This window comes from Bradyrhizobium sp. CSA207, from assembly GCF_029051685.1.
Taxonomy (GTDB): domain Bacteria; phylum Pseudomonadota; class Alphaproteobacteria; order Rhizobiales; family Xanthobacteraceae; genus Bradyrhizobium.
In genome coordinates this window covers 141,791-168,104 of the sequence record NZ_JAACFT010000014.1, presented here as the reverse complement: position 1 = coordinate 168,104, position 26,314 = coordinate 141,791, and the positions used below count along the sequence as shown (strand labels likewise).

Here is a 26,314-nt window from a genome sequence, read left to right as displayed (position 1 = left end):
GTCGGCCGGATCGTCAGGCCGTCTTCAGGTCGAAGTCGAACCGGGTTCCCCATGTCGTCAATTGCTCAATCGTCCATACCCGAGGACGTTGGGGATACGCCTCATGCCAGGGCCGCGGCTCGAAAATGTTGAGCTCCGGAACGAGCACGTCCATGTCGGAATAGAGCTCGATCAGAAAACGGCTCGGGTCGTAGTGATAGGAAGCAAGGTTGTGGCCGGCAGTGTGCCGCGACGGCCCCCAGAGGATCGGATGGTTTTCCTTGGCAAGAAAATCCGCCACGTCGTGATGCGCGGCGCGGCTGCGCAGCTCAAACGCCAGGTGATGCAGCCGGGTTTCCGGCGCACCGATGACGTTGAGAACGTGGTGATCATGATTGCAGGTCAGGAACGTCGCAATTCCCTCGAACCAATCGGTCGTGCGGAATCCGATGGCCGAACAGAAATCCACGAATTTGTCGGCCTCCGGCGTGATCAGGGCAACATGCCCAAGACGCGTTGGGACGACGCCCGAGGTGCGGAAGCCGGGGCCAGGCATGGCCATCTCCGGCAACAGATGGAGCGTGTGCCCCGCAACGACGACCTCCACCAGGACGGGAACGCCCGGCCGGGCGTCGCTTTTCTTTTCGGCAGAGAGACCGAGACCGCGGAGCGACTTCACAGTCTCGTCGGCTGCTTCCTGTTCGATCCTCAGGCCGAGCGCCGTGAGGCGCTTCTCGGGCGCCGGCCTGATGGTGATGTTGTGGTGATCGAGACCGAGGCTGAAATAGGCGCGCCCATCGGATCCACGCTCGGCAGGTGTAGCGCCGAGCACGCGGTCGTAATAGGCGACCTCCTGCTCCGCAGCAGGCGTATCGAGATCGACATAGGCGATTTGGAAAGCGCGGGTCATCGTTTTTCCTCCGGCGTCGGCGCGACGGCTTCTGCGTCGTAGCCATAAAGTCTGTTCATTGCCTCAGGGCTGCCGCGCACACCGCGCGTGGCGAAGAGCTGATCCCTCTCGAGTTGTTGTGGTCCATCCCGGAGGTGGAAGCTCGTGGAATTGGCGCGGGATCTTTCCTGCACCTCGGTCGCGCGCGGCTTACGCAACGTGACGTAAGCCCGAAACGCCGACGGAATGTCGAAGGCTGCGTGCTTCAGGCAAGCCGCCAGCGCCGCACCGTCCTCGATGGCCTGCGCCGCCCCCTGTGCCATGTAAGGCAACATGGGATGGCACGCGTCGCCCAGCAGCGCGACGCGCCCCTGCGCCCATTCCGGAAGTGGATCGCGATCGAACAACGCCCATTTGAACGTCTCGTCGACGGCGTTGAGGATCGTCGCGATCTGCGGATGCCACCCCTCATATTTCTTCGCGGCATCGGAGATCGAACCGCGGTCGGACCATTGCTCCCGGGTCCAGGTCGCCTCTTCGCTGACAGCCACGAAGTTCAGGAATCGACCGGATGAAACGAAGTAGTGGACAAAGTGTCCACCCGGCCCCACCCAGTTCGTGACATCGAGCGGGAGGCCGAGATGCGCAATCCGTTCGGCAGGTGCGAGCCCCCGATACGCGATCTGCCCCGAGAACCGCGGCCTTTCCACACCGAACAGGCGCTCGCGGACCTGGGAGTGAATTCCGTCGGCCCCGATGAGGAGATCGCCATGCTCGGACGTGCCATCCTCGAAGCGGGCGGTCACGCCTCCTTCGTCCTGCTCGACATCGACCAGGCGCCGTCCAAGCTTGATCTCCTTGCGACCGAACGCATCCGCCAGAAGCGCGATGAGGTCAGCCCGGTGGAAATGGTAATAGGGCGAGCCGTAACGGCTCTCGATCGCGTCCCCCAGCTCTTCCCGCCCCAGGACACGACCGTCCTGCCAGCGACGAAAAACGACCGCTGAAGGGCGAACAGCGGCCCGCGCCATGGCGTCGCCGAGCCCATAACGGCCCAGCAGCCGGGAGACGTTGGGGCTGATCTGGATGCCCGCGCCGACTTCGCGTTGCGCCATCGTCTGCTCGAACAAGGAGACGTCGAGGCCGGCCCGACGCAATGCGATGGCAGCCGCCGTGCCGCCGATACCAGCACCGATCACCAGGGCATGAAGCGGCTTCACCGGTCCACCCCCCAGCCGAGAGCCGTCGCGAGGATCGCGTCGGCGTTGGGCGTCGTGCTGCCCGTTCCGCGCCACGCAATGTGGTGGTCGGGCCGAACAAGCAGCATGTCCCGTCCGTAGACGCCCTTCAGATCGGGCTCGTCCAGCTGCAGGATCGAGAGCGGTATCTGTCGTCGCGCCGCCGCGTCGACAAAGGATGACGGATCGCTTCCGCGGAAATCGATCAGCGTGAAATGCAGGCCCAGCCGATCGTAGAGCGCCGTCCCGTCTTTCAGATATGTGCTGGGCAAGCGGGCACCGGGCGTGGTCGTCGGCTTGTAGACAACGGAATCGAATGGAAAGGGAGTAGCCGAGCTATTTGCGACGATCGGCGATCCCTCATAGATAAAGCCGTGTTCGATCCCGAAACATTCGTTCTCGACGTTGCCGAGCCTGGCGATCGCTGCACCGACTTCCGCCCGACGCACGGGATTGTCGCCGTTGTCGCCTTCCAACAGGCTCCCATAGGCTTCGGCAATCTGCATTCGAACCTGCATGTGGCGGCCGGATGCGTCGCGATTTCGTGCCGCCACGGGTCGCCGCTCGATCTCATACGAGGCGAGCAGGCCGGGCCCGCCGAAGCCCTGCAGCGTCGCCGCCAGCTTCCAGCCGAGGTCGACCGCATCGCCGACCCCGGAATTCATCCCGTAGCCGCCGGTCGGGATGAACTGATGCGCGGAATCACCTGCGAGCAGGACACGACCCTTGCCATAGCTTTCGGCGACCAGGAGGTGCGGCGTCCACGCATTCGCGACCAGAATCTCGAAGGAGAATGGTCGGCCGGCATAGGCTTCGACGAGCGCGCGCGGATCGAGCTTGGTCGCGTCCTGGCCGGGAAGCACAGGCATGTGAACAGTCCAGATATCATCGTCGTTCTGGGCGATCATGGTGCCAAGCGGCGATTGGTAGTGCCAGGCAACGCCCCAGCGTTGCAGCAGATCCCGCTCGGTCGATCGAAAGTGGATCATGTAGAGTTCGCCGACGCGCGCCTGCCCCTCCAGCTGAATGCCCAGACCCGCCCGAACGCGGCTGGTACCACCGTCGCAACCGATGAGATATTGGCAGCTGACCTGCTCCTGGGCGCCGCTTCCCTGCTCCCGCAGATGAGCGACCACACGATCATCCTGCTCCTCGAAACTTTCGAAGGCGACGCCGAACCTGACCTCGACTTCCGGACGCGCGTCGATGGCTTTCTTCAGAACCGGCTCGATCTCGACCTGCGAGACCCGCATCGGGGGTTCGAGCGGTTGGGTGCCGTCGTTCTTGATGCGGATCTGCTTTCGAAACTCGCTCGGGGGCATGTATCGAAAGCGATGCAGCTCATATCCGGCGAGACTTGTGATCCAGGAAACATCGAAAGGATGATCTTCCGGCACCGCGACATGTCGCAACGCGTCCGCGAGGCCGAACTTGTGAAAAAGCTCCATGCTGCGGCTGTTGGTGATGTCCATCTTCGGGTGGCGGGTCGTCGTCGCATTCCGCTCGACCAGCATCGAGCGGATTCCGAAATGGGCGAGGACCTTCGCAAGCGTCATCCCGACGGGACCGCCCCCTGCAATCAGAACAGGAACTGATTTCATCGCTTCCTCCCAATAAGAGCGGCGCAGGATTTTTATTGTGCTGCCGCCTCCGAATGACACCCGATCAGAACCTCGCCAGATCAACTCCCTTGAGACGAAGCAGTGCAGCTATCGACACTCGTCATGACCTCGCCTCCGAGGAGACCATATGATGCCCGCATGGATCCGCGAGCAACAGGATCAACGCAGTGTCAGGCCGCCGCCTGCACCGTATTTTTCCCCTCCTGCGCAATCGGATTGCGAAGAACACCCAATCCTTCGATCTCGATCTCGCAGACGTCGCCGGGCTTCATGTAGAGAGGCGGCTTGCGCGCAGCGCCGACGCCGGACGGCGTTCCGGTCACGATAATGTCTCCGGGAGACAACGTGATGCCGACGCTGATCAGCGCGACCAGGGTTGCGACATCGAAGATCAGATCGGAGGTCGACGCCTTCTGCATCACCGTCCCGTTCAATCTCGTCTCGAGTTTCAGGCTGCTGGCGCCGGACGGCAACTCGTCGGCAGTCACGAACGCAGGCCCGAACGCTCCGGTGCCGTCGAAATTCTTGCCAATCGTCCATTGCGGCGTACGGAACTGATAGTCGCGGATCGTACCATCGTTGAAGATCGAATATCCGGCGACATGGTCGAGGGCCGCGGACTGCGGGATATGACGGCCACCGCGCCCGATGACAGCGACAAGCTCTCCCTCAAAGTCGAGCGCATCCGAGACATTCGGACGCACGATCGGCGCACCGTGGCCGACGAGGCTCGATGCGAACCGGCCAAACAGCGTGGGGTAGTCAGGCTGCTGGATACTGCTTTCGGCGGTGTGGTCCGCATAGTTCAATCCCACGCAGATGATCTTGCCGGGTGAGGACAGCGGAGGCAGGAAGCTCACCGCTTCCGGATCGATCGGTTCGCCCTTGAGGAGAGCGGCCGCGAGATCTTTCAGCCCGTCCCTTCCACCGGCAATGGCGCGCTCGAGCCTGCCATCTCCGCCGTCATCAAGCCCCCAGTGCCGGCCGGCCTGATCGGCCACCGCGAGGCCGCGCGTTCCGTTTCTTTCATAGGCGATGAAGCGCATGGGGCGTTTTCCTCCGTGTGCGATCCCCTATATCACATAAAATGCATATTACAATATAAAATGCATAATTTCCAAAGTGTGCATATTTACAAGTGACTCCGGTCATTTCGTCCGCTATGGCTATCAGCACCATGGAATCACCCACGAGCCTCACCCACGGAGCCTATGCGGAGCTTCGCTCCGAACTGCTCGCGTGCAACTTCGCCCCCGGAGAGAAGCTGAAGATCGACGATCTGTGCCGTCGCTTTGCGGTCGGCTCGAGCGCCGTGCGTGAGGCGCTGTCGCGCCTCGCATCGGAGGGATTTGTCGTCAGCGAACCGCAGCGAGGCTTCCGCGTCGCGCCACTGTCGGTCGATGCCCTTCGCGATCTCACCGACGTTCGATGCAGCATTGAGGCGCTCTGCCTTCGAGGCGCGATCGAGAAAGGTGGACTGGAGTGGCAATCGCAGGTCGTCGCCGCCCTGCACCGTCTGACGCATACGCCGGTATGGGCCGACAAGGCCGCGCGTCGCTACAGCAACGAATATGCGAGGGCTCACGAGACCTTTCACGAAGTCCTCGCAGCGGGATGCGGCAGCCCTTGGCTTCTTCATCTGCGAGCGGTTCTTTTCAATCACTCTGCACGCTACCGGTGGTTTACCGGTCCCTTGTCCAAGGTGGATCGAGACCTCGATAAGGAACATCGCGAGATTGCGGAGGCCGCTTTGTTGCGGGACAGCGAACGCGCTGTCGCACTAATGAACGCACACCTACAATTGACCGCAAAAATCGTCCTCGACGCTGTATCGTCCGAGCGCGAGCCGGCTGCGAGATCCTCAAGGGCAAAGCCGGGCAAGGCTCATGCACCCGACGGCCCAAATCTAAAACGCAAGCGCATCACGGCATCCGCCTGACGACCTGCCAGCTCCCGCCCCGGTATGGGCAAACCGGGTGTCGCTACAATCTGATGACCAGCTTCCCCCGATTCTCCCCGGCGTAGAGCATCGCAATCGATGCGGGAGCGGCCTCGATGCCGTCCTGCATGTCCTCGCGATACCGAAGCTCGCCGGAACGAATCCAGCCAGCCAGCGCCGCAATGGCCTCTTCATATCGTGGAGCAAAATCGGTGGTGAGGAAGCCCTGCATGATTGCGCGCTTGACGAGCAGATGCCGCTCCGGCCGCGGTCCCTCGTTCCAGGGATCCCAGCTCGCATATGAGGCGGTGCCGCAAATAGCGATGCGCGCTCCGACATTGATCTGCCGGACAACGGCATCGTGAATTGCACCGGACGTGTTGTCGAAGAACGCGTCGACGCCATTGGCGCAAAGCCGGGCAAGCGCTCCATCAAGATCCGCTGTCGACTTGTAGTCGACGGCAGAATCGTAGCCGAACTCTTCGATGCACTGCCGGACTTTCTCCGCGCCACCAGCGAACCCGATGGTACGGCATCCCTTGATCTTCGCGATCTGGCCCACGGCAGAGCCAACCCCGCCGGCGGCCGTCGAGACCACGACGGTTTCCCCTGTTTTCGGCCGGCACACGTCGAGCAGGCCAAAATAGGCCGTGAGGCCGTTCAGTCCGAGCACGCCGAGCGAGAGCGACAGCGGAAGGTCATCCTCGAGGACCTTCCGCATGACCTGCTGCGGTTTGCCTGCGGCATAGTCCTGCCAGCCGAATATGCCCATGACCTTGTCGCCAACCCCATAGCCAGGGCTTTTCGATTCGATCACCTCTCCGACCGAGAATGCGCGCATGGTATCGCCAACTTCGATCCTCGGCCAATAGGTGCTCTTGTCGGCAATCCATCCGCGCATTGCGGGATCTGCCGACAGGAAGATGTTGCGAACGAGGAACTCGCCGTCCGAAATCCTCGGCACCTCCGCCTCGCGCAGCGCAAAGTCCGTCGGCTGCGGAATTCCGTTGGGGCGTGAACTTAGCCATACTTGCCGGTTTTTCATTGCTACCGCCTTTCCTATCTCGTCGCGCTAGGGAGCCGAGCTGCGTGTTTCGGTCCAGTCGACCATGAGCTTGCGCTCGGCGAAGAGCCAGGTGCCGTCCTGCTTCACGAACTTATCCAGGTAACGGATCGACGCGATCATCAACGTGCGCTTTTCACCGTCCAGGCTCACATGATGAGCAATGCAGTAGCTTTCACCGGTCGCTCCATCGCCATCGAGGCGGAAGGTGCTCTGGCCGTTGAAATGCGTCGTCGCCTGATATTGGTTCAAATCGGCGAAGACGGGCGCAAGCGCGCTGCGGCCGTGGAGGACGTAGGTCGGCTCGGACAAGCGACTGTCCATGAAGACGTGAAACGCCGTGTCCTCAGTGAAGAGCGCCATCTGCCCGCTTGCGTCGCGCCGGTCGGCGCAATGGGCATAGGCGTCGATCAGTTCTCTGATAGCAAGGCGGTCGGCCGCTTCGTCCGGGGTCATGGTCGGGTTCATGGCGCTTCCTGTTGCCGGCTTGAGAAGGTGGCTGAGGTTACTTGAGATCGGTCCCGCGCATCCAGACGACCTGGCTGCCGGAGCTTCGGCCCGCCAGCAGATCGATGAACGCCCGGGGCAGCTGATCGAAGCCGTGCCTGTGCTCCTGGATAATGCGAAGTCGGCCCTGCCGGATCCATTGCCCGAGTTGTTCAAGCGCCTCATGCCGCTTTTGCTCGGAATATTCGAAGATGCCGAATCCTTGCAGTCGCGCGCGCTTCCACACCACGCGCATCAGATTATAGCGCGCCCGCCCACCGTCCTCGTTCAACACCGATACGCCGCCGCACATCACGACGCGGCCGCCCTTGGCCAGGTGCTCGAGGCAAGTATCGAGCACGTCACCCTGCACGTTGTCGAAATAGACATTGATGCCTTCGGGACAAGCATCCCTGAGCTGCCGGGCGAAGTCGGGCGCGGATCGATCGATGCCCGCGTCGAATCCCAGATCGTCGACAAGTTGCCGGATCTTGCCTTGCCCGCCGGCAATGCCGACGACGCGCGCACCGCAAATCCGCGCGATTTGACCCGCAATCGATCCGACCGACCCGGCTGCAGCGGACACGACCACGGTCTCGCCGGTCTTTGGCTGCGCGACATCCATGATTCCGAAATACGCGGTAGAGCACGTCACAGCGCTCGGCCGCGACGATCTCGAGGGTTTTCAACGGATCGAACGACTCGGACGGATACACCATCGTCGCCGCATGGGTAACGCAACCAAGGTTGCCCATCACCATGCCAAAGCAGTGATACAGCGGCACCGGAATACACACGCGTGAACCAGGCACGATGCCGGTCGCTTCACCGACGAAGAATGCATTGTTGATCAGATTGTGGTGCGAGAGGGTCGCCCCTTTCGGCAATCCTGTGGTGCCACTGGTGAACTGAATGTTGACGGCATCATCCATCTGGACCTTCGGCGCAACGAAGTCCAATCGTCCGTTGCCTGCTTTCTTGCCCTTGTCGAGGACCCAGTCAAGCGGATCCACCCCTCCAGTCGGCGATTGTTGCGCAGGCTGAATGGCAAATTGGCCGGCGTTTGGCCGAAGGCCGAAGGAGACGGCAGCGCAAAGGTCGCGAGCACGACGCCGAGCGACTGCGTGAAATGCCTGCGGGAAAGCCTCGCAACGCTCATCGTTCCAGCTCCATGGCGGCCCGGCGAACGGCGCGCACCACCCGATTGTGGACGCCGCAGCGGCAAAGCTGGTTCGCCAGCGCGTCCTTGATTTCGTCTTCGCTGGGGTTCCGATTTTGATCCAGCAAGGCTTTTGCAGCCATGATCATGCCGTTGGAGCAGTAGCCGTATTGGGCCGCCTGCTCGTCGATGAACGCCTTCTGGAGCGGATGCAGCTTCAGCGTCGTGCCCAATCCCTCGAGCGTGACGATGGGGGCGTCTCCGACATCTCGCAGAGCAATCGAGCAGGTCCTCGTGAGCGTTCCGCCAACAGATGCGGCACAGGCACCGCACTGCCCGAGACCGCAGCCGAACTTCGGGCCGTTCAATCCGAGATCGTTCCGGAGCACATACAGAAGCGGGGTCTCCGGAGCCGCCGCGACCACATGGGACTCACCGTTGACCGTAATTTGATATGACATTCCTCACCCACCGTCATGTGCCGGTCGGCCCGCGGTTTACTGCGGGACCGACTGGCGATATAGGCTCTTACGGGACGGTGAGTTCCGAGATCTTGGACAAATCGGCATCACCTGCCCCGGTAGACGTCGCTCCGAAGCCACTCAGCGAGCTGCCGCCGCGTTCGCAACGGACACGCTATCCTTGGACAGTCGGTTGTCGAGGCTGAGGGCACCTGCGCCGAACGCCGCGATCTGAAGCAGGCCGCCGGCCATCATGACGTTCTTGAGGAAGTGGATCATCTGGTTCTGATCGGCGAAGTTGTTGTGGAACGCCACGCCAGCGGCGATACAGAACACTGCCTGCGCGAGCGCGACGAAGCGTACCTGGTAGCCTGCAATCAGTAGGATCCCGCCACCGAGCTCAAGCGCGACGGCCACGATGTAGGCAAGCGGCGGCAGAGGCAGACCGGCGGCGGCGATCATCGCGGTCGTCGGACCGAAAGCGGCGAGCTTGCCGAGGCCGCTCATCGCGAAGGGCAGGCCGATCAAGATGCGACCAATGAGGGGAAGATAGCGGTTCATGTGAGTAGCTCCTTTGCTGGTGTGAGGTCAGGCGACATCGACGAGAATGAACTCCGCATCCTCGATGGCCGTGATGGTGAGTTCGGGTTCGTCGATGGCGGCGAGACCATCGCCGACTGCAACCCGTTGCCCGTTGACAAGAATCGCGCCCTGGGCAGGGGCGAGATAGGTGTGCCGCAAATGTGCCGACGGCGTGTGGGTCAGAGTGGTCCGCGCAAGCAGCGTGGCACCGAGAACACGGGCGTCGGCACGGATCGTGAGGGCCTCGGCATTCTCGGGGTTCCCGCTCGCGAGCTCGATGAGGTGTCCGGCACGATCTGTCTTCGGGAATTTGCGGCTATCCCAGCGAGGCGTCCCGCCGAACTGACGCGGGCGCAGCCAGATCTGGAAGAGCTTGAGCGGACCATCGTCGCGGTTGTGCTCGGAATGGCTGATGCCGGTCCCGGCGCTCATCACCTGCACATCGCCGGCCACGGTCCGGCCGACATTGCCGGCGCTGTCTTCGTGCGTGACGGCGCCCTGGCGGACATAGGTCACGATTTCCATGTCCGTGTGCGAGTGGCGTCCGAAGCCCGTGCCGGGCGCAATCTCGTCGTCGTTCCAGACCACGAGCGCACCAAGGGGGCCATTCGCGGGATTGCCCTCGGCCGACACGATGAAATGGTGGCGCGCTTTCAGCCAGCCGCGATCGCCGTGATCGAGCGTCTCTTTGGAGCGAAGCTGCAACATGACCATTCCTCTGCGTCGGACCCGTGTCCGTTTCGGGAATGGTTATGTGGCCAAACCGGTCGGCTGATTAGTCAGCAGATTCCGGACGCATCGTTCTACCTGGTGAACGATCGCGGGCCGATGGACAAGAAGCAGACGACGATACCAAAGGCCGCGCCCGTCTCCGCCTGAGAGACAAACCACAGCAGCGCAAGGCGGCCGTTGAACTCCGGCTATGAGGCCGCCGACGATCTCAGGGCCGCGGCAGCGAAGTCGATCACCGCCCGGACGCCCGGCAGCATGCCGCGCCGCGAGGCGAAGACGAGATGCAGGATGCCATCGGTGCCGCTCCATTCCGGCAGCACCCGGACGAGCGCGCCGCTCGCGAGCGCGTCCTGACAATATCTGGCCGGCAACAACGTAATTCCGGCGCCCTGGCACGCCGCCGCCATCAGGATATCGAAGCTGCCGCTGGCAAGGCGCGGCTCGACCGGAACGCTGCTGGTCTCACCGTTTTCCGCCGTCAGAAGCCAGGTACCGCCGCTCTGCTCGTCCTGATGCAGAGTAGGAAAATTGCCAAGGTCCGCCGGCGATTTCGGAACGCCCGCCTTTGCCAGCAGGCTCGGGCTCGCGACAAGGATGCGCCGGCTGACACCGATACGCTTCACCTGCAGATCCGCATCGGTGTCGAGGCGCTCGCGAACGCGGATCGCGACATCGACGCCTTCGTGGACCAGGTCGACCCGGCGATTGGTCGCGATGCATTGAACGCGCAATTGAGGATGAGCCGCAAGGAAGCCGGGCAAGGGACCGGCAATCGCGCCCTGAAGTCCGAGCGGACAGCTTAGCCGAACGAGCCCGCGCGGCTCGGCTTGCATGCGAAGCGCGACCTCCTCGACCGCGTCAGCTTCGATCACCGCGGCCTGCGCGTGCTCGTAGACTTGCTGGCCGACCTGGGTCAGGCCAAGTCCGCGCGTCGTCCGATCCAGCAGCCGCACGCCGAGCCGCTCTTCCAGCAAGGCGATGCGGCGACTGACGCGCGATTTGGGTACGCCAAGCACGCGGGAGGCCGCCGAGAATCCCCGATTGACGACAACGGCGACAAAGAACTGGAGATCGTTAAGATCGCGCACCGTTTGCCGCCGTTTCTCTCGTCGAAGCGGACCTTCCCGCACGGATGGCGAGGATGTCACGTTCGTTCTCCGACTCGTTCCATCATCGGCCGGTGAAGACGATCTTTGGCGGCTCGATCCCCTTCTTGATGGCCTCGGACCGCGCTGTGCGTCCGCGCCTTGCATCCTCGGAGCTGTGGAGCGCCATGGTGATATCCAGGATCATTGCATCGGCGGTCGGCACACCGCCTCCAGACCACGCCTTCAGCAGGGTTCGTATGGCCGCGTATGAGCGCGTGGGACCGGTCGACAGATCCTGCGCGAATTTCAGCGCAGCCGCTTCGACGTCATCCGCCGGCACCACGAGGGTCGCAATTCCCAGTTCACCGGCGGTGACGCCCGACATCGGCTCGCAAAGCATCGCGTAGCGGGCCGCACGCGAACGGCCGATCCGCTCCGCCAGTCGCTGCACCGCGCCGGCGACCGGCGCAGATCCCACCGAAGCCTCGATACAGCGAAACACCGCATCTTCGGCCGCAACGATGAAGTCGCAGGCGAGCGCGAGCTCGAAGGCGCCGCCGAACGCGGATCCACGCACGGCCGCGACGGTCGGAATCGGCAAGGCCTCGATGGCGCGAAACGATTGATTGCATTCGGCAATGAAGGTCCGGAACTGACTGGTGTTCTTCTCCAGAAAATCGAGCACATCGCCGCCCTGGCTAAAATTGGGGCCTTCCGCCCTCACCAGCAATGCCCTGATGTCAGTCTCGCCGGCTTCGTGAACGGCCTGCTTGAGCGCATCCGAGAAATCCGATGCAATGAGGTTTTTCGGCGGGTTGGCGAGCACGATGTGACCGACCGAGTCTTTCTGTTCGAACTTGATCACTTGCATTCCGACCTCCCTTCAACACGTGAATATTGTGACACCAAAGACGCCCCTCATCGCGCGCTCTCGGGAACGAGCGACGACATGACACGGCCGGGACGCATCTGCCAATAGACGGCGAGAAGACACAGGCCGCCGGCTATCGCCAGCGCACCGCCGACAGTTGACAGCGCGGAGCCGAGAGCGCTCTGCGTTCCCTCAAACATGCGATCGGCGATCACCGCAACGAGCGTCGGCGCGACCGCCGTTCCCGTGATGCCGACCCACGCGAAATGAACGGCCGTGATTTTCCCGATCACCGAGCCCGGCGACAGATGCACGATCGTAGAGGTGCCGATGGTGAAGAGGCTCGCAGCCAGCAGATTGAAAGCGGCCAGCAGCAACCAGGTCGCGGAGATGGATCCGGCCGCAGGTGCCAAGACGGCCGGCAGGAAGATCAACGCGCATATCGCAATTCCGAGCGCCGGGACCCCCGGCAGGCCGTACCGCCGGTAGACCAGGTCGACGAGGAAGCCCGCGCTGAGTTGGCTCGTGGTGCTGAGCAGCAGCACGATGAGACCATAAGTCAGGCCGATCTCGCCTGCCGGGATCTTCCATACCCGCCCGAGAAATGCGGGAACCCAGGACGAATAGGCCACCGACAGCATGATCGTCGAAGCGTTTGCCAGAAAGAGGAGCGCAAATACCAGCCATCGACCACGGATCGCCTCTAGAACTTCCTTCAAAGCCACAGATTTGGTTGGGCCGGCCGATCGTCTTGCCGGCTCCGGAAACGTGAAAACGAGCAAGGCAACAGGCAGTGCAAACACGCCACAGGCGATCATGACGAGCTGCCACGAGCGAATTGAGATCCCGAGCACCGGCACGACATAGGCCCCGTTCTCGCCGACCAGGTGAAGAATGGCTCCTCCAGCAAGAAGCGCGATCCCGCCGCCGATACTCGCGCCCATCGCCCAGATCGCAACGGCACGCCCGCGGAAGCGCGTATCAAATGCATCTTTCACGAGCGACATGCTCGCCGGCCCACATGTTGCCTCGCCCGCACCAACCCCGCAGCGGCTCAGGAACAGACCTGCATAGGTCGTGGCGGAGCCGCAAAGGATGGTCGACACTCCCCAGGCCGCGATCCCGATGCCGAGAATGCGTCTGCGGGAGAACCGATCGACAAGCACGCCGACAAGAAAGCCTCCGATGGCATAGGTGATGATGAAGGCAGCTCCGATCAGAAGGCTCATCATCGTGTCCGATATGCCGAGATCACGCTTGATGGGTTGAACCAGGAGCGGAAGCGCCGCACGATCGATGAATGCGACCGCATTCACCAGGCAAAGGACGCCGACCATCCACCAATGAGCCGGAGCGGGCCGGTCTGCTTCCTGTTCCATCTTCATCCTTCGTTTCCTCCTGTGTCGGCTTTTGTGTGCTATTTCGTTGCTAAGGCTTCGCTCCACGTTTCAGCCGCGATTTTCCGAACGACAGCGTTGAATTTCGCGGGCGCTTCGAGCTTGAGCATGTGGCCGCAAGCCTCGAACGGATGCGACGTCGCGAAAGGAGCCGAGGCGAGCAGCCGCGCCGCGTGATCCCGATGTGGCGCGACCTGATCGAGCGTGCCGGAAAGGATGGCAATCGGGCACCGCACGGCCGAGATGACGTCCGGCGTGTAGATGGTGAAAAGCGATCGTATCGCCTGCCGCCAGCCGTCGGTCGTCATGGCGTCGCGGAGGCGCTCGACATGCTGCCTGACCAGCGATGGCGTGTCGGGCGCCAGCAACTTGTCCGCGATGGCCGCGCGTGAGACCGGAATGTCGATATCCGCCGTGCAAAGCCAGGCGTTGAGCTCGGCTGCGCGGGCATCGCCGAGGAGATGGCCTCTGGCGACATTCGGGGCGGACAGAACGAGGCCGTCGACCATTGCCGGATATCGCCGCGCGAAGGCCAGCGCCACGACGCTCCCCCATGAGCTGCCGACAAGGACGGCAAGCCGCCGCACCCGAAGCGCGCGCAGCAACCCTTCCAGGGCATCTGCATAGTCGTCGATACCGGCGTCTTGCCCCGGGATGGGCGAGCTGCCGCCGAAGCCCGGCGCATTCCAGGCGATTACGTGAAAGTCCTGCGACAGCCCGGCAAGCTGGGCACGGTATCCGGCCGCGCTGGAGCCGAGCCCGTGCAGCATCAGCACCGCGGGATTGCGCGCGTCTCCGGCGGCACGATATTCGATGTGCCCCCGTTCTCCGGAATAGACCGGCGACGCAACGGCCAGCTGCGCAAGCCTGGACAAGTCCTGCGCAAGGAGTTCGGTGTCGAGGGCGGATAACGCTGCCATCGATCAAGCTCCAGCCGCCAGCTCCAGCCGCTTGGCCGGTTCATGCGCATCGTCGGAGCGGTAGCCGAGGCGACGAGACAGATCTTCTGCGCTCTGCCGAAGGGCACGGGCGAACACGCCGTCGAGATCGGCGCGAAACCGGCTCGCCTCGCCGACCGCAGTCAGAGCCAGCACCGCCTGGCCGCTCGCATCGAGCACCGGAGCACTGAGTGCGTTGATCACGGTCTCGCTACGGTAGAAGGTTTCGAGCTCCTGCCTTGCGAGTCCGGATCGCCGGACGTCATCGAGACGCTGTTCCCAACCGCCCGCCTCGGACATCGCAACGTCGCCGGGCCAGTCCGTCTGCGCGATCGCCTCGGGCGGCAGATGCGCGGCGAATGCCAGACCGGTTGCCGTCGAGGTCACCGGCAATATCAATCCGACGGGAAGCGCGTCGCTGACGGGAGCGGAGGCCGGCTCCCAGTGGGTGATGGTTGGGCCGTGGGTGCCCCAGACGGCGAGCGCCATCGTCTCGTCGAACTGGTTCGCAAGGCGCTCGATCGCGCGCGTGCCGAGCCGCATGGCGGCGAGTTGCGCCTGCTTGCGATCGGGCGACAATACGCCGTCAGCCAGATCGTGGGGATCGGCCAGCAGATATTGACCGTTGCCGAAGACAAGCGGCTTGCGTTCGGCGCAGTCGATCTCAAGCACCTCGCCGACATAGATGGTGTGGTCGCCGCCCGGCACGCGCGACACGACGCGGCACTGGAGCCTGGCGCTGCAATCGCGGAGCAGCGGCACGCCGCCGGAGCCGATATCGACATCGATGCCGACGAACTTCTCATGCGAAGACTTCGCAAAGCGCTTTGACAGCTCGATCTGGTCCTCGGCCAAGATGTTCACGGCAAAACGTTCGGCCGCGAAGAACGCCGGGTGGCTGTGACTTTTGACCGCCTGGCTCCAGAGTACCAGCGGAGGATCAAGCGAGACCGAGCTGAAGGAATTGGCGGTGACGCCATGGAATCTGCCGTCGTCATCGGCCATGGTCACCACGGTGACGCCAGTGACAAAGGTTCCGAGCACGCGCCGCAGGTCGCGGCTGTCGAACAGAGGAGCATCAGCCATCTTCCACCTCCTTGCGTTCACCCGTTTCGGGCACTCAAGCGGCAAGCGCTTCGGCCGCCTTCACCGCAGGCATCACCGCTTCGGCGAAGCGGCGGATCGAGGCCGCCGCCTCCGCATGCGGCATGGTTCCGAACATGAAGCTGCCGATCACGTAGTTCAGTCCGCCAAGCGCGACCTGGTCGGACAGGATTTGCGTGACCGTTCGGGCCGAGCCGGCGATCGCATGGCCGGATTCGACGAGCTGGTCGAACGAGGGCGGCAGCTTCGCGTTGACCGGCTGCGTCCCGTGCTTGCGCCAGAGCTTGATGAAATTGTCGTAGAACGCCGGCCAGGCCTTTCGACCGAGCTCATGGGCGTCGCGGTCGGTCTCGCCGACGATGATGTAGCGATTGACGCCGATGAGGGGCGAGGCTCGGCCCTGTAGACCGGCGGAGGCCATCTCCTCGCGATAACGATCGGAAATGGCGCGCACGCGGGACACCTGTCCGCCGCAGACCACATTCATGCCGTTGCGCGCCGGCCAGACCACGGAATCGGGCGAACCGACCGCGTACCACATCGGCGGATGCGGGCGCTGGAGCGGCTTCATTTCCACCGCGTAGTCGTTCAAGCTCCAGAACTCGCCTGTCGTCGTGACCGAGTCCTGCGCAAAGCAGCGCTGGATCGCTTCGAAGGCCTCCGCGTACATCTTCGCCGCCTTCGCGGACTCGATCCCGAGCGCGTCGAGCTCGTGCGGCGAGGCGCCGCGGCCAATCCCGAACTCGAACCGGCCGCCGCTCAGATGATCGAGCATGCAGATCTCTTCATAGAGACGCGCGGGATTGTAGGTCGGCAACAAATAGACCAGCGGACATAGCCGCAATCTCTTGGTCCGCTGGGACAGAGCCGCCATCCACACACTGGGCGACGGCGTCGTGCTCAGCGGGGTGCCGTGGTGCTCGCTCATATGGAAGCAGTGGAAGCCGAGCCGATCATAGAGCTCGGCGAGCGCAAGCCGGTTCTCGTACTGCTCTGCCAGCGGGAAACCGGAGCGATCGTTCTGATCGAAGACGCCGAACTTCATGATGAGGATCCTTTCGCAAGTGATATGGTTGATGCGCGAGCCGCAGTTAGGTGCTTTGCCGGACGTGGATCTGGAACAGATTGTTCTCGGGGTCGGCAAACGTCGCGACGCTGCCGTGCGAACCCATGTCGCGGCTCGACAGGTGCAGCCCACCGAGCCGCTCGACCCGCTGCGCCAACGCAGCCACGTCGGTCGCGCCGAAAACGACCACACTCCCGCGCGCGCCCGTGGCCGCTTCGGATGGCGAGCTCAGCGCGAACGCGAACTGTCCAACCTTGAACTGGCACCAGTTGTCGCGATCCAGAAAAGCCAGCGGAAGCTCCAGCGCCTCTGCGTAGAAGGCCTGCATGAGATCCATATCGTTGGCGACCGTGTAGACGCTGCGGATGGCACTGAGGGGCATCTTCGTCTCCTTCCCAGATATTTCAACAATATTGAAGACATATTTTATTGTTGTATAGTGCTCGCGACTTTTGTTTGTGTCAATCTCGATTCACTGAACCGGTCGAAGGAAGCAGATGCAGGAGAAGAAGCCGCGCCGCGGCATTCAGTCGGTGGAAATTGCCTTTCGGATTCTGAGCGTTATGCAGACGAGCCAGCAGGCGATGGCTCTCAAGGACATCGCGCCGCTGGCGGGCCTGACGACGAGCGCCGCGAATAACTATCTCGTGAGCCTCGTCAGGATCGGGCTCGCCGCCGCGGACGAGAAGCCGGGCCACTACCGCCTCGGGCCTGCGGCGCTCTCGCTCGGCGTCAGCGCAATCCAGCAGATCGACGGCTTCGAGATCGTCCGCCGCGAGGTCACCAATCTGCGTGACATCACGAGCCGAAGCGCGGCCGTCACGACATGGACCGACAACGGCCCGCTCAGCCTGTTCAAGCAGGACGGCGATCAGCGCGGCGCGTTCGAGTTTCGGACCGGACTGATCCCGATGCTGGGGTCTGCGGCAGGGAAGATCTATGCCGCCCGGCTGGCGCCAAACCTGACGGCGCATCTGATCGAGCAGGAGTGGGGCGCCGTCTTCGGCGGAAGGCCCGACGCCGGCAAGTTCAGGGACGATGCGGCGCGCGAGCTCAAGCGAAAGGGCTACACGACGATCGTCCGATCCGACCTCACCGGCTATGTCTCGATCGCGGCGCCGATCGTGGACTGGAACGGCGATCTTCGCTTCACCCTCAGCCTCGCCGGCACCCGGGCCTCCATGCAGGTCGAGCCGTCGAGCGATCAGGTGAAAGCGCTACTCGCCAGCGCATCGAGCGCGTCGCAAGCGCTTGGCGGCAAGACCGAAAGCCGCGACTAAAGCGCGATGAGAATCATCATCGCGCTTTAGGTTGCTGTTTGAGCATGATCTCCGCGCAAACGAACTCCGCGTTTGTCGCGAGGGGAAAACCGCTTCACGCTTTTCCAGATCATGCTCTCGCCGATTGCGCGACGCCGAACGGAAAGCCGATAGTTATTGCCTGTGGCTGACCAGCACATGGCGGCACGCGGAAGAAGGTTTCAGGCGATTTACCTTGAGGCAGGAAAGCACGACAGAGTCGCGTTGATCCACCAGCTTGCTGGCAGAAGCGCTGGACGTCCGGTGGGCAAGCCTTCTCGTGCCGCTATGCGCGAGGGCGCTCGTCGAAACCGGAACAGACCGCAGGATGAATGCCAAGAAGAATTTGTGTACTGCTCCCAGACGTCCATATTTCCAACGGCCACGGAGTGGGGAATGCCTTTCATTCCATCACCATCGCGTGGTCGTTTTTGCCAGAGGTTGGCGCGCTCCGCAGCAGCAGGACGAGGGGAATGGCCGCGAGCGAAAGGACCATCATCAACTTGAAATCGTCGATGTAGCTGATGATGGAAGCCTGCGTTTGTATGGTCTGATCGAGCGCCGCCCGTCCGCTTGCGGTCAAGGGACTGAGGGCGTGCCGCACGATGCTGCTATCAAATACGTGATTGAATGCCGTGACATGGCTCGCGATGGTCGCATGATTGACCTGATTGTTTCTCGTCAGCAGATAGGAGACGGCCGATATTCCCACACTGGATCCGACGTTGCGAGCGAGGTTGAACAGACCAGTGCCGTCCGCTCGCTGCTGGGGCGCAAGTGTGGCAAAGGTGACGGTGTTGAGCGGGACGAACAGGAATCCAAGTCCCGCACCCTGGATGAACCCGGTTACCGCGATTGTCCACTCCGAGACGTTCGGATTCCATCCGGTCATGTCGTACATGGCCCAAGCGGTCAGCAACAGGCCGATCAGGATCAGGAACCTGGTATCGACCCGTCCGACGAGGCGCCCGACCAGGAACATGCAAGCCATTGTGCCGAGACCGCGCGGACCCATGACGATTCCCGCAGTCACTACGGGATAACCCATCAGTGTCTGCAGATAGGGTGTCAACAACGCCAGGGACGCCAGATAAGTTACCCCGACGATGAAGATGAATAGCACCCCGATCGAGAAATTTCGATCAAGAAACAGCCTCGGATCTACGAATGAATTTCTCGCCGTAAAGGTGTGGACGAGGAAGATGTAGAGTGCTGATGCGCAAACGACCGCCTCAATCAGAATCTCGAAGGAAGAAAACCAGTCGAGTTGCGCACCCCGGTCCAGAAACACCTGCATTGCGGCAATGGCAATGCTCAGGCTGCCAAATCCGAGCCAGTCAAGCTTCGCCGCGGCGCTGGTCTTCGTCTCCTTCAGAAAAAACGATAGGCCGGCGAATGCGAGCACTCCCAACGGCACGTTGATATAGAAGACCCATCGCCAGCTGTAGTGGTCGGTCAGCCAACCGCCGATCACCGGCCCTAGCACCGGTCCCACCATGACCGACACGCCGAACAGGGCCATCGCCGACCCCCGTTCTTCGGCCGTATAGGCGTCGAGCAGAACGGACTGGCCAAGAGGAACGAGCGCCGCACCGAAGAATCCCTGCAGCAATCGGAAAGCCACGATCTGGACCAGCGATTGCGCAACGCCGCACAGCACGGAAGCAACTACGAAACCGACGACGGCCGCCATCAACACGCGCTTGCGGCCGAACCTGTTGGCGAGAAACCCCGATGGCGGGGTCATGATGGCCGCCGCCACGATATAGGACGTCAGCACCCAGTTGATCTGATCGGCGCTCGCCGACACGCTGCCCTGCATATAGGGCAGCGCGACGTTGGCGATCGTCGTATCCAGCGCCTGCATGATGACGGAGAGGATGACGCACAGCGTAACCGCGGGCCGGTTGATCGGCTGCGCATTTCCAGCGGCATCAGCCATGTTCAGCTCCCCGATCCAAAGAGACCGGTTAAAAAGCTCGGAAATCCGCGAGAATGTCCGGTGTAGACATTTACCTCCACGCTCATGCCGACGCGCAGCGGTGGCTTTCCGGGCGCATTGGTAACGCTGACACGCATCGGTATCCGCTGCACGACCTTGACCCAGTTGCCGCTGGTATTTTCGGCCGGCAGCAGCGAAAAGCTCGACGCTGATGCTGGGCTGATGCTGTCGATGGTGCCCGTCCATTGCTGGCCCGGATAGCTGTCGACCTCGACCAACGCCTTCTGCCCAGGCTTGACATAGGTCAGTTCAGTTTCCTTCGGGCTGGCCTGAACCCAGACGCGATCGGTCGAGACAATGTTGAACGCGGTCGCGGCGGCAGCAAGGTATTGGCCGGGCTGTAAGGATGGCACATTGGTCACAACGCCCGCAAAAGGCGCGTGGACCACCGTGTGCGCGAGCTGGCGCGCCGCTTCGTCTCGCGCGGCGACCGCATCCTTGTATCTGGGATGACTTTCGATCGGCGCATCGGGGTCGCCATTCAGATTGGCTGCGATACCGGTCAGTTGCTGTTGCAGCGAGGCGAGCTTTTGCTGTGACCCTTGCAGGGTGTTGCGGGCGGCGTCGAAGGTGGCTCTTGGCGTAAAGTTGTTGACGAGCAATTGCTCCTGCCGCTTGAAGTTGACCATGTTGAAGTCGACATCCTCTTGTGCCTGTTCGACCTGGGCCTGCATGTTGCGGTAGCTGGCCTGCAGCGCAACGAGATCGTTGCGGGTATTTCCGATCTGAGCCTCGGCACGATCCAACGCCAATTGAAACTGCAAAGGTTCCAACTTGAACAGGATGTCGCCCTTGGTGACCTCTTGATTGTCGTGAACCATGACTTGCGTGACGATGCCGGCGACGTCGGTCGACAATCCGACCATATCGGCGTGGACATACGCATTATCCGTCGACATTACGGCGCCGCCGGTCACATAGAAGTAGCCGCCCGCGACAAGGGCTACCGGCAGCAGCGCAAACATCAGCGGGCGCACCCATGATTTTTTGCGTGCTGGGGTACTCGCCGCGACCGGGCTGCCGCACGGTTCTTTGGACGGAACGACTTCCGGTTGACGATTTTCCGGATTCCGCATCTTCCCTTCCGCCAGCCTGGCGATCAAGTCAGCCCAGGCCGCTTCGATCCAAAAAGCGCCACGTTGCCCAGCCAGCCCCCTAGATTCTCGGCCCTGGACGCCTGCAACCGCTGAGGGCGGCCCATCTTTCTCTGCTTCAAACCAGCATGGGCCGCGCCGGCGGCGCGTCGCTCGGCCTCAGTCAATGGGAAGGTGAGAAGAAAGGAATATCCGTCGGCGGCGCAAGACGTATGAACGCGCCCTCCCAAACGGCTGGCCAGCTCGCCGATGATCGCCAGCCCTCGACCGCGCCGGATCGTTTCAGGTGCCGAGCCATTGTCAGAGACCCTGCATTTTACGACGCTGCCTGCAAGCTTCAACTCCACTCGCAATTCTGGATTTCTAGCGTCGAATTGCGCATGTCGCGCCGCATTGGTCAGCAGCTCGGATACAATCAGCCCAAGCTTCCAGCAGCGGGTTCCTTCAAGCCGCAGATCATCGGTTGAAAACAAGAAGCGTATCGCCAGGCGGTTCAGTCGATACTTCGTTATGGAGAGGCAAAGCTGCTGGAGGTACTTCGCGGCATCGGTGAGACGCCCCTGGTCCGGCATGCGCTGCGCGCGATGAACATCGGCGCATTGATGCAGGAGGTCTACGACGTCGAGGAGCGCGGCCTTGACCGCCACGTTGTTCGAGTGCATCGCTTTGGCTGACACCGTGTATATGGCGGAAGTAAGCTCGTTTTTTATTCTGTGATTCAGCTCGCGAAGGAGCAATGATTCATCGGAATTCGGTAACCGCACAGTGTGTTTTGTCATCTCGTGCTCGTTGTTTCTCTCTGACCACAAATGACGCTGAGCGTCCGCCGCGGCTTCGTTCGGTGGCAATGCCGTTCCAGACGGCTCGCGCAACGAATGGTTTCGGACAGGGACCATTATGGCTCGATACCGCGGCGCGCGAGTTCGGCTTCAATCGCATCGAAGGCAACCGCAGCCGGCATTACCGTCAGATTGATCCATAAGATGATCGCGATGCGCGTGACGATCAGGCAACTTGTCATGCCGATGCTACTCCCTGCACGAGATACCCATTAGTCGACGGTGTAGGTGATCGTGCTCCTATTATGATCTCAGGGTACCGCGCACACCCGCAATAATCTTGATCACGCGTGATCTCTTTGGAGGGAAACTGCGTTCTTGCTCTCGATTCTTCAGGTGTAGAAATCGCTGCGCCGCAAGTCCTAGAGATCGCGCCGAGAGGCACGTTCGACGCCCCCAGCAGGACGATGCAAACCTGGTCGTATGGAAGGCGGCCGTGGCGGTTAGACCCCGAACGCCCGCCTCGACGACTCCGCGCCGATCGGAACGGCCGCGAACTCCCGAGGACAGCTGCCTTCCACCCTAAACTCCCCTGCCATCCTGTTTGCCGATCACGCAGCGCCACGCCGCCAGGCGCTCGGCGGGATGCTGCTTCATCCACTCCGCGAGCTGCGGCGCGCCCATCAGGCAGGATTGCATTGAGACCTCAGCGAAGTCCGAGGTGGTGACAGTCTGCTCGTGGCAATTTTCCGGAGAGGAGAGACTGCAGAGCACGGCGATGATCTTGATCACGACAGGGAACTCCCGAGGCTGCGATGGGCATCGGCGCTGCTAACCGTATGACTTACTGGTGCCTCGTTCTGCTTCTCGCTGACTGTGTCATCCGGTGGGGAGATGCTGTCGTATATCGTGCGAGCCTCTCGAATTAGGCGAGCTCGCTCAAGCTCAGACTTTGAGACAAATCGAATAATTTCTCCCATACTCGCTCCAGACCATTAGTTCGAGAAGGGATCCGCAGAACGATTCCGCCGTTAGATGACGATGATAACTCCATATCGATCTAGGATATCACCGCAACTTTGAAGCTCTGCAGACGGTAACGAAGGGATAGAGAGCTCGTGCTGGGCCGCACGCCCGCATCCCAACGTCACTAGGCATTCTTCCGCAGGTGAGGCTGTGAAGCTGCTCATCAGGTCAACTCGCGTTCAGCGCTGGCAGCCGATCGCGCGAATGCTTTGGCCGCATCAACATACGAAGCTTTCTCGGCTCGCCGCTCGTAGTCATCGGCAAGGGCCTTAAGCTGACCCAATCGCTTGGTCCGTCATGGTTTTGGCGGCGCGGAGCAAGGTCCGTGCTGTCTCTAGATATTCCTTGCCCCGTTGCGAGATCTGGACCGTCATGAAACCCTCGCGCGGTTCTCTGGCAGCCGAAAGGCGATTTGGAGCCAGCCCATCCAACTGCGATCACTTTCCCTGCGAGCTCTGAAGCGATCGACGCACTTCGTGGAACAAAGCTGGGTTCGCCACGAGTAGTGCCGAACAAGACCAAACTTACCATCGCAAACTGCGCATCGCGCGGCTCTGCCAGATCTGAGACTTTCGGAGCAGTTTGACACTGTCGCCTCCTCTTGATTCTATCGTCGCTATTCGTCGATCATCCCTTTTTCACCGTCGCACTTCATCAGCCTGTGCGATCTTCCAACGCATGCAGCTTAAGACGATCGCGATCAACGGCTCAATTGCACGTACGTAATCGTGCGGCATCCAAAGGCGTCACGGAAACGATACGAAGGTCTATGGCGCTCGAAAGCCACTTCTCGATGCGAGACTTCGATTGCTCGACGGTGTCGGCGATCGTGCTCCCATCGTGAGCTCAGGGATATCCTACACACCCAAAGCAGTCTTGCTCGGTTGTGACCGGTTTAGAGGGGAAATGCGGTTTTGCTCTCGCCCCTTCGAGAGGAGAAGATAGTAGCGTTCTCGCATTCTCTGATCGCGGCAAATCAAGCAACGGAGCATGCGATGACGCCAACAGACGCGGCATGACCTTTAATTTACCTCCGGGAAATGCCAGCCCATCCATGGGGCCCGATGTGCCACGCGCTTGCGCGATGCAGCTCTCGATATTGGTGGCCTATCCGCCCACTCCAACCGACAGCACTCCTCGCCCGTGCCCCATGTTGGGGACTCGTTGCGATTACGGGCCCTGGCCACATGCGTCGATGGAACTGCTCTTGCAGGCTTACGCTTGGCCTGCGCGGGCCGGCGATGAGCATCGATCGCTCGTACATCAGGATTTGGCTTTGGCAGCGGGTCCGCCGACGTTTGATCCGTCATCTCGTCGGGCAGGCGCGCGACCGACTGCTCGGTCGGCGCCACCTCAATGGACGGTGCTGCGATCGTCGGCTGATGAGTGTCCAGGACGACCTTTTCCGGCCATTTGCGCTCGGATCTGATCCGAATAGTCGCCCTGTCGATGATCTCCGGCCGCTCAGAAAAACTTGGCGGGGGCTCCGGCAAAGACCAGCCGGCTATCAGTAGAAGAACCACAAGCGTGCTTCCGACAACGATAAAATATCTGGCTACGGGCACAGCCGATGGCTCCCGCGAGTTGAGCAATCGCGGTCAGCCCATGGCAGTGATGCTTGACCACACGCATGCTGCGCGGCAACTCGATTGGGGGTGACGCGCTGCCACATCGCACCTTCAATTAGAGAAAATTCTCCCTCACCATTTCCCAGACGTCCCCTCCACGGCCGTGCAGGATGGCGCGAGTCGAATAGAGCGCCATTCCGATCGCCGGCTCTACCTGCATGAATGGCGGCATGACGAGCTGCATCGGGTTGACGTGCACGTGCAGAAGTGCTGGTCCCGGTTGCACCAGCCAGTCCTTGACCGAGGTCTCCAGCTGGTCCGCGTCCGAAACCGTCTGGCCCCAGAGACCCAACGCGCGCGCAACCCCTGCAAAGTTCGGGTTCTTCAATTTCGTGAAGGTATCGAGCATCCCCTCAGCCTTCTGCTCAATCTCCACAAAACCAAGCTTGCCGTTGTCATAGACGGCAATCTTGATCGGCAACTCCTGCTGCACGACCGTCATCAGATCTCCGAACAGCATCGAAATTCCACCGTCACCTGCCATGCACACAACTTGTCGTCCGGGTTCTGCTTTTTGGAGCCCGATCGCTGACGGCATGCCATTGGCCATCGTTCCATGAAGCAGGCTTGCGAAAATGCGGCGCTGACCGTTCGCCTCGATATGGCGATAGGCCCAAGCGGCCGGGGTACCGTCGTCGGCCGTGAACAACGCATCTTTTGCCGCGTGGCGGCTGATCACCTGTGTCAGATAGGTTCCGGGAATGCTGCCATCGTGGCCGACAGCGACTTTAGCCCGTTCCGACTCCCGATACTTCGCATAGCGCTTAACGTATGCGCTTCGGAACGAGTCGTCGGTGCGCTCAACCAGCATGGGCAGCAACGACGCCATCGTCGCCTTGACATCGCCGACTACGCCCTTCGTGATCGGATGACGTCGTCCCAGATGGGTCGGGTCAATATCGACCTGCACGATCTTTGCCTTGTCTGGGTAGAATTGTCGCCAAGCAAAGTCTGCGCCCAGCATCAACAACGCATCGCAGTCCAGCAGGGCATGGTAGCCGGCCTCGTTGCCGAGCATCCCGGTCATTCCGATGTTGTAAGGATTGTCAAACTCAAGGAAGTCCTTTGCCCGCGACGTGTGCGCGATTGGCGCCTTCAGCTTGTTGGCAACCGCGAGAATCTCCTGGTGCGCTCCCTGGCAGCCCGATCCGCCGTACAGCACAACATTTTCGCTTTTGTTGAGGATTTCTGCGATCTCGGCGAGATCGGCGTCGCTCGGCCGTGTGACCGGCCTGGCGACATGCACCGCGTAAGGGATATTATCATCCACGACGGATGCGGAGATATCCGCCGGCACGATCAGAACGGCAACACCGCGTTTCGCCAGGGCCGTTTGGCAGGCGATCACGGTCTTGCGGCGCGCCTGCTCCGGCGTATGGATCATGTCGCAGAAGACGCTGCAGTCCTTGTAGACCTGCTTGAAGTCCACCTCCTGGATGAAATCGAAGCCCAATTCGTCGCGAACGATTTGACTTGCGATCAGGATGACGGGCGCACGGTTCCGATTGGCCTCGAATATCCCGTTGATAAAATGCAGACTACCGGGACCGCAGCTGCCAGCGACTGCCGTTAAGCGATCTGCTACCTGCGCCTCCGCCTGCGCGGCAAACGCTCCTGCTTCTTCATGTCTTACCGACACCCACTCGATTTCGCTTTTTTCGAGTGAGCGGGCGATCAGATTGAGCGTGTCGCCCACGATGCCGTAGCAATGCTTGACGCCCGCATTCTGCAAGGTTTCGACAATGATGTCCGCGACCAGCCTGCCCATTGTATTCAAACCCTGCTGTGACCATTCCTGCCACAACATGCACCCGTCTTCAGGCTCGGGCTTGTATCGGAATGCGAGGATTTGAACCCGACTGCGCAGACAGCG

General features: G+C 61.6%; 26 protein-coding genes and 1 pseudogene. 2 read left to right on the top strand and 25 right to left on the bottom strand.

From position 1 onward, the window contains the following. Positions 1-13: 13 nt before the first annotated feature. The 4 genes from GWG65_RS17920 to GWG65_RS17905 all read right to left on the bottom strand — a co-directional run bounded on the left by GWG65_RS17920 (position 14) and on the right by GWG65_RS17905 (position 4,774). Positions 14-889: a VOC family protein gene (locus GWG65_RS17920; protein ID WP_275196872.1), complete on the bottom strand. Its 876-nt coding sequence runs from the start codon at positions 887-889 to the stop codon at positions 14-16. Further along, positions 886-2,088 carry an FAD-dependent monooxygenase gene (locus GWG65_RS17915; protein WP_275196871.1) on the bottom strand — a complete coding sequence of 401 codons (1,203 nt, stop codon included), beginning with the start codon at positions 2,086-2,088 and terminating at the stop codon, positions 886-888. The genes GWG65_RS17920 and GWG65_RS17915 overlap by 4 nt, the downstream gene beginning before the upstream one ends. Then, positions 2,085-3,707 (bottom strand): FAD-dependent monooxygenase, encoded by a 1,623-nt coding sequence (locus GWG65_RS17910; protein ID WP_275196870.1) that lies wholly within the window; start codon positions 3,705-3,707, stop codon positions 2,085-2,087. The genes GWG65_RS17915 and GWG65_RS17910 overlap by 4 nt, the downstream gene beginning before the upstream one ends. 191 nt (positions 3,708-3,898) lie before the next feature. Beyond that, entirely contained in the window at positions 3,899-4,774 is an 876-nt protein-coding gene (locus tag GWG65_RS17905; RefSeq protein ID WP_275196869.1) for a fumarylacetoacetate hydrolase family protein, read from the bottom strand. Positions 4,775-4,866: 92 nt separating this feature from the next. Here GWG65_RS17905 and GWG65_RS17900 point away from each other — a divergent pair, with 92 nt between their 5' ends. Continuing rightward, positions 4,867-5,667 carry an FCD domain-containing protein gene (locus GWG65_RS17900; protein ID WP_275196868.1) on the top strand — a complete coding sequence of 267 codons (801 nt, stop codon included), beginning with the start codon at positions 4,867-4,869 and terminating at the stop codon, positions 5,665-5,667. Positions 5,668-5,710: 43 nt separating this feature from the next. Here GWG65_RS17900 and GWG65_RS17895 read toward each other — a convergent pair whose 3' ends face one another. The 14 genes and pseudogenes from GWG65_RS17895 to GWG65_RS17830 form a co-directional block, all read right to left on the bottom strand. Next, positions 5,711-6,712, bottom strand: a complete 1,002-nt coding sequence (locus GWG65_RS17895) for an NADP-dependent oxidoreductase (protein WP_275196867.1) — start codon at positions 6,710-6,712, stop codon at positions 5,711-5,713. Positions 6,713-6,739: 27 nt separating this feature from the next. Beyond that, positions 6,740-7,198, bottom strand: a complete 459-nt coding sequence (locus tag GWG65_RS17890) for a nuclear transport factor 2 family protein (RefSeq protein WP_275196866.1) — start codon at positions 7,196-7,198, stop codon at positions 6,740-6,742. 37 nt (positions 7,199-7,235) lie between these two features. Continuing rightward, a complete protein-coding gene (locus GWG65_RS17885) occupies positions 7,236-7,841 on the bottom strand; it encodes an NADP-dependent oxidoreductase (protein WP_275196865.1) in 606 nt (201 codons plus the stop codon). Positions 7,842-7,851: 10 nt separating this feature from the next. Beyond that, a pseudogene (locus GWG65_RS17880) lies at positions 7,852-8,166 on the bottom strand (AMP-binding protein); the annotation flags it as partial. A 205-nt stretch (positions 8,167-8,371) separates the two neighbouring features. Further along, positions 8,372-8,836: a (2Fe-2S)-binding protein gene (locus tag GWG65_RS17875; RefSeq protein WP_275196864.1), complete on the bottom strand. Its 465-nt coding sequence runs from the start codon at positions 8,834-8,836 to the stop codon at positions 8,372-8,374. Positions 8,837-8,977: 141 nt separating this feature from the next. Next, positions 8,978-9,397: a DoxX family protein gene (locus GWG65_RS17870; RefSeq protein ID WP_275196863.1), complete on the bottom strand. Its 420-nt coding sequence runs from the start codon at positions 9,395-9,397 to the stop codon at positions 8,978-8,980. 27 nt (positions 9,398-9,424) lie between these two features. Further along, positions 9,425-10,126, bottom strand: a complete 702-nt coding sequence (locus GWG65_RS17865; protein ID WP_275196862.1) for a pirin-like bicupin family protein — start codon at positions 10,124-10,126, stop codon at positions 9,425-9,427. A gap of 212 nt (positions 10,127-10,338) precedes the next feature. Continuing rightward, positions 10,339-11,238 carry a LysR substrate-binding domain-containing protein gene (locus GWG65_RS17860; RefSeq protein WP_275196861.1) on the bottom strand — a complete coding sequence of 300 codons (900 nt, stop codon included), beginning with the start codon at positions 11,236-11,238 and terminating at the stop codon, positions 10,339-10,341. A gap of 82 nt (positions 11,239-11,320) precedes the next feature. Beyond that, positions 11,321-12,109, bottom strand: coding sequence for an enoyl-CoA hydratase/isomerase family protein (locus tag GWG65_RS17855; RefSeq protein WP_275196860.1), 789 nt, complete (start codon positions 12,107-12,109; stop codon positions 11,321-11,323). 47 nt (positions 12,110-12,156) lie between these two features. Next, on the bottom strand, positions 12,157-13,494 hold the full coding sequence (locus GWG65_RS17850; protein ID WP_275196859.1) for an MFS transporter: 1,338 nt from the start codon (positions 13,492-13,494) through the stop codon (positions 12,157-12,159). A 32-nt stretch (positions 13,495-13,526) separates the two neighbouring features. Next, positions 13,527-14,426 (bottom strand): alpha/beta hydrolase, encoded by a 900-nt coding sequence (locus GWG65_RS17845; protein WP_275196858.1) that lies wholly within the window; start codon positions 14,424-14,426, stop codon positions 13,527-13,529. Positions 14,427-14,429: 3 nt separating this feature from the next. Next, positions 14,430-15,530, bottom strand: a complete 1,101-nt coding sequence (locus tag GWG65_RS17840) for a flavin reductase (protein WP_275196857.1) — start codon at positions 15,528-15,530, stop codon at positions 14,430-14,432. Positions 15,531-15,564: 34 nt separating this feature from the next. Next, positions 15,565-16,593, bottom strand: a complete 1,029-nt coding sequence (locus GWG65_RS17835; RefSeq protein WP_275196856.1) for an LLM class flavin-dependent oxidoreductase — start codon at positions 16,591-16,593, stop codon at positions 15,565-15,567. 46 nt (positions 16,594-16,639) lie between these two features. Then, positions 16,640-16,996 (bottom strand): VOC family protein, encoded by a 357-nt coding sequence (locus tag GWG65_RS17830; RefSeq protein WP_275196855.1) that lies wholly within the window; start codon positions 16,994-16,996, stop codon positions 16,640-16,642. Between the two features lie 115 nt (positions 16,997-17,111). Between GWG65_RS17830 and GWG65_RS17825 the strand changes: the two genes are divergently transcribed. Continuing rightward, positions 17,112-17,894 (top strand): helix-turn-helix domain-containing protein, encoded by a 783-nt coding sequence (locus tag GWG65_RS17825; RefSeq protein WP_275196854.1) that lies wholly within the window; start codon positions 17,112-17,114, stop codon positions 17,892-17,894. 421 nt (positions 17,895-18,315) lie between these two features. On the opposite strand, the gene GWG65_RS17820 is transcribed toward GWG65_RS17825, so the two are convergent. The 7 genes from GWG65_RS17820 to GWG65_RS17790 form a co-directional block, all read right to left on the bottom strand. Then, the gene (locus GWG65_RS17820) at positions 18,316-19,854 is read right to left on the bottom strand and encodes a DHA2 family efflux MFS transporter permease subunit (RefSeq protein ID WP_275196853.1); all 1,539 of its coding nucleotides are present in this window, start codon (positions 19,852-19,854) and stop codon (positions 18,316-18,318) included. Between the two features lie 2 nt (positions 19,855-19,856). Continuing rightward, entirely contained in the window at positions 19,857-20,990 is a 1,134-nt protein-coding gene (locus GWG65_RS17815; protein WP_275196852.1) for an HlyD family secretion protein, read from the bottom strand. A 23-nt stretch (positions 20,991-21,013) separates the two neighbouring features. Next, positions 21,014-21,787 (bottom strand): sensor histidine kinase, encoded by a 774-nt coding sequence (locus GWG65_RS17810; RefSeq protein ID WP_275196851.1) that lies wholly within the window; start codon positions 21,785-21,787, stop codon positions 21,014-21,016. A 116-nt stretch (positions 21,788-21,903) separates the two neighbouring features. Further along, positions 21,904-22,029 (bottom strand): hypothetical protein, encoded by a 126-nt coding sequence (locus GWG65_RS17805; RefSeq protein WP_275196850.1) that lies wholly within the window; start codon positions 22,027-22,029, stop codon positions 21,904-21,906. A 340-nt stretch (positions 22,030-22,369) separates the two neighbouring features. Continuing rightward, positions 22,370-22,579 carry a hypothetical protein gene (locus GWG65_RS17800; protein WP_275196849.1) on the bottom strand — a complete coding sequence of 70 codons (210 nt, stop codon included), beginning with the start codon at positions 22,577-22,579 and terminating at the stop codon, positions 22,370-22,372. Continuing rightward, positions 22,576-22,767 carry a hypothetical protein gene (locus tag GWG65_RS17795; protein WP_275196848.1) on the bottom strand — a complete coding sequence of 64 codons (192 nt, stop codon included), beginning with the start codon at positions 22,765-22,767 and terminating at the stop codon, positions 22,576-22,578. The genes GWG65_RS17800 and GWG65_RS17795 overlap by 4 nt, the downstream gene beginning before the upstream one ends. Positions 22,768-24,496: 1,729 nt before the next feature. Next, positions 24,497-26,248: a thiamine pyrophosphate-dependent enzyme gene (locus GWG65_RS17790; RefSeq protein WP_275196847.1), complete on the bottom strand. Its 1,752-nt coding sequence runs from the start codon at positions 26,246-26,248 to the stop codon at positions 24,497-24,499. Positions 26,249-26,314: the final 66 nt, after the last annotated feature.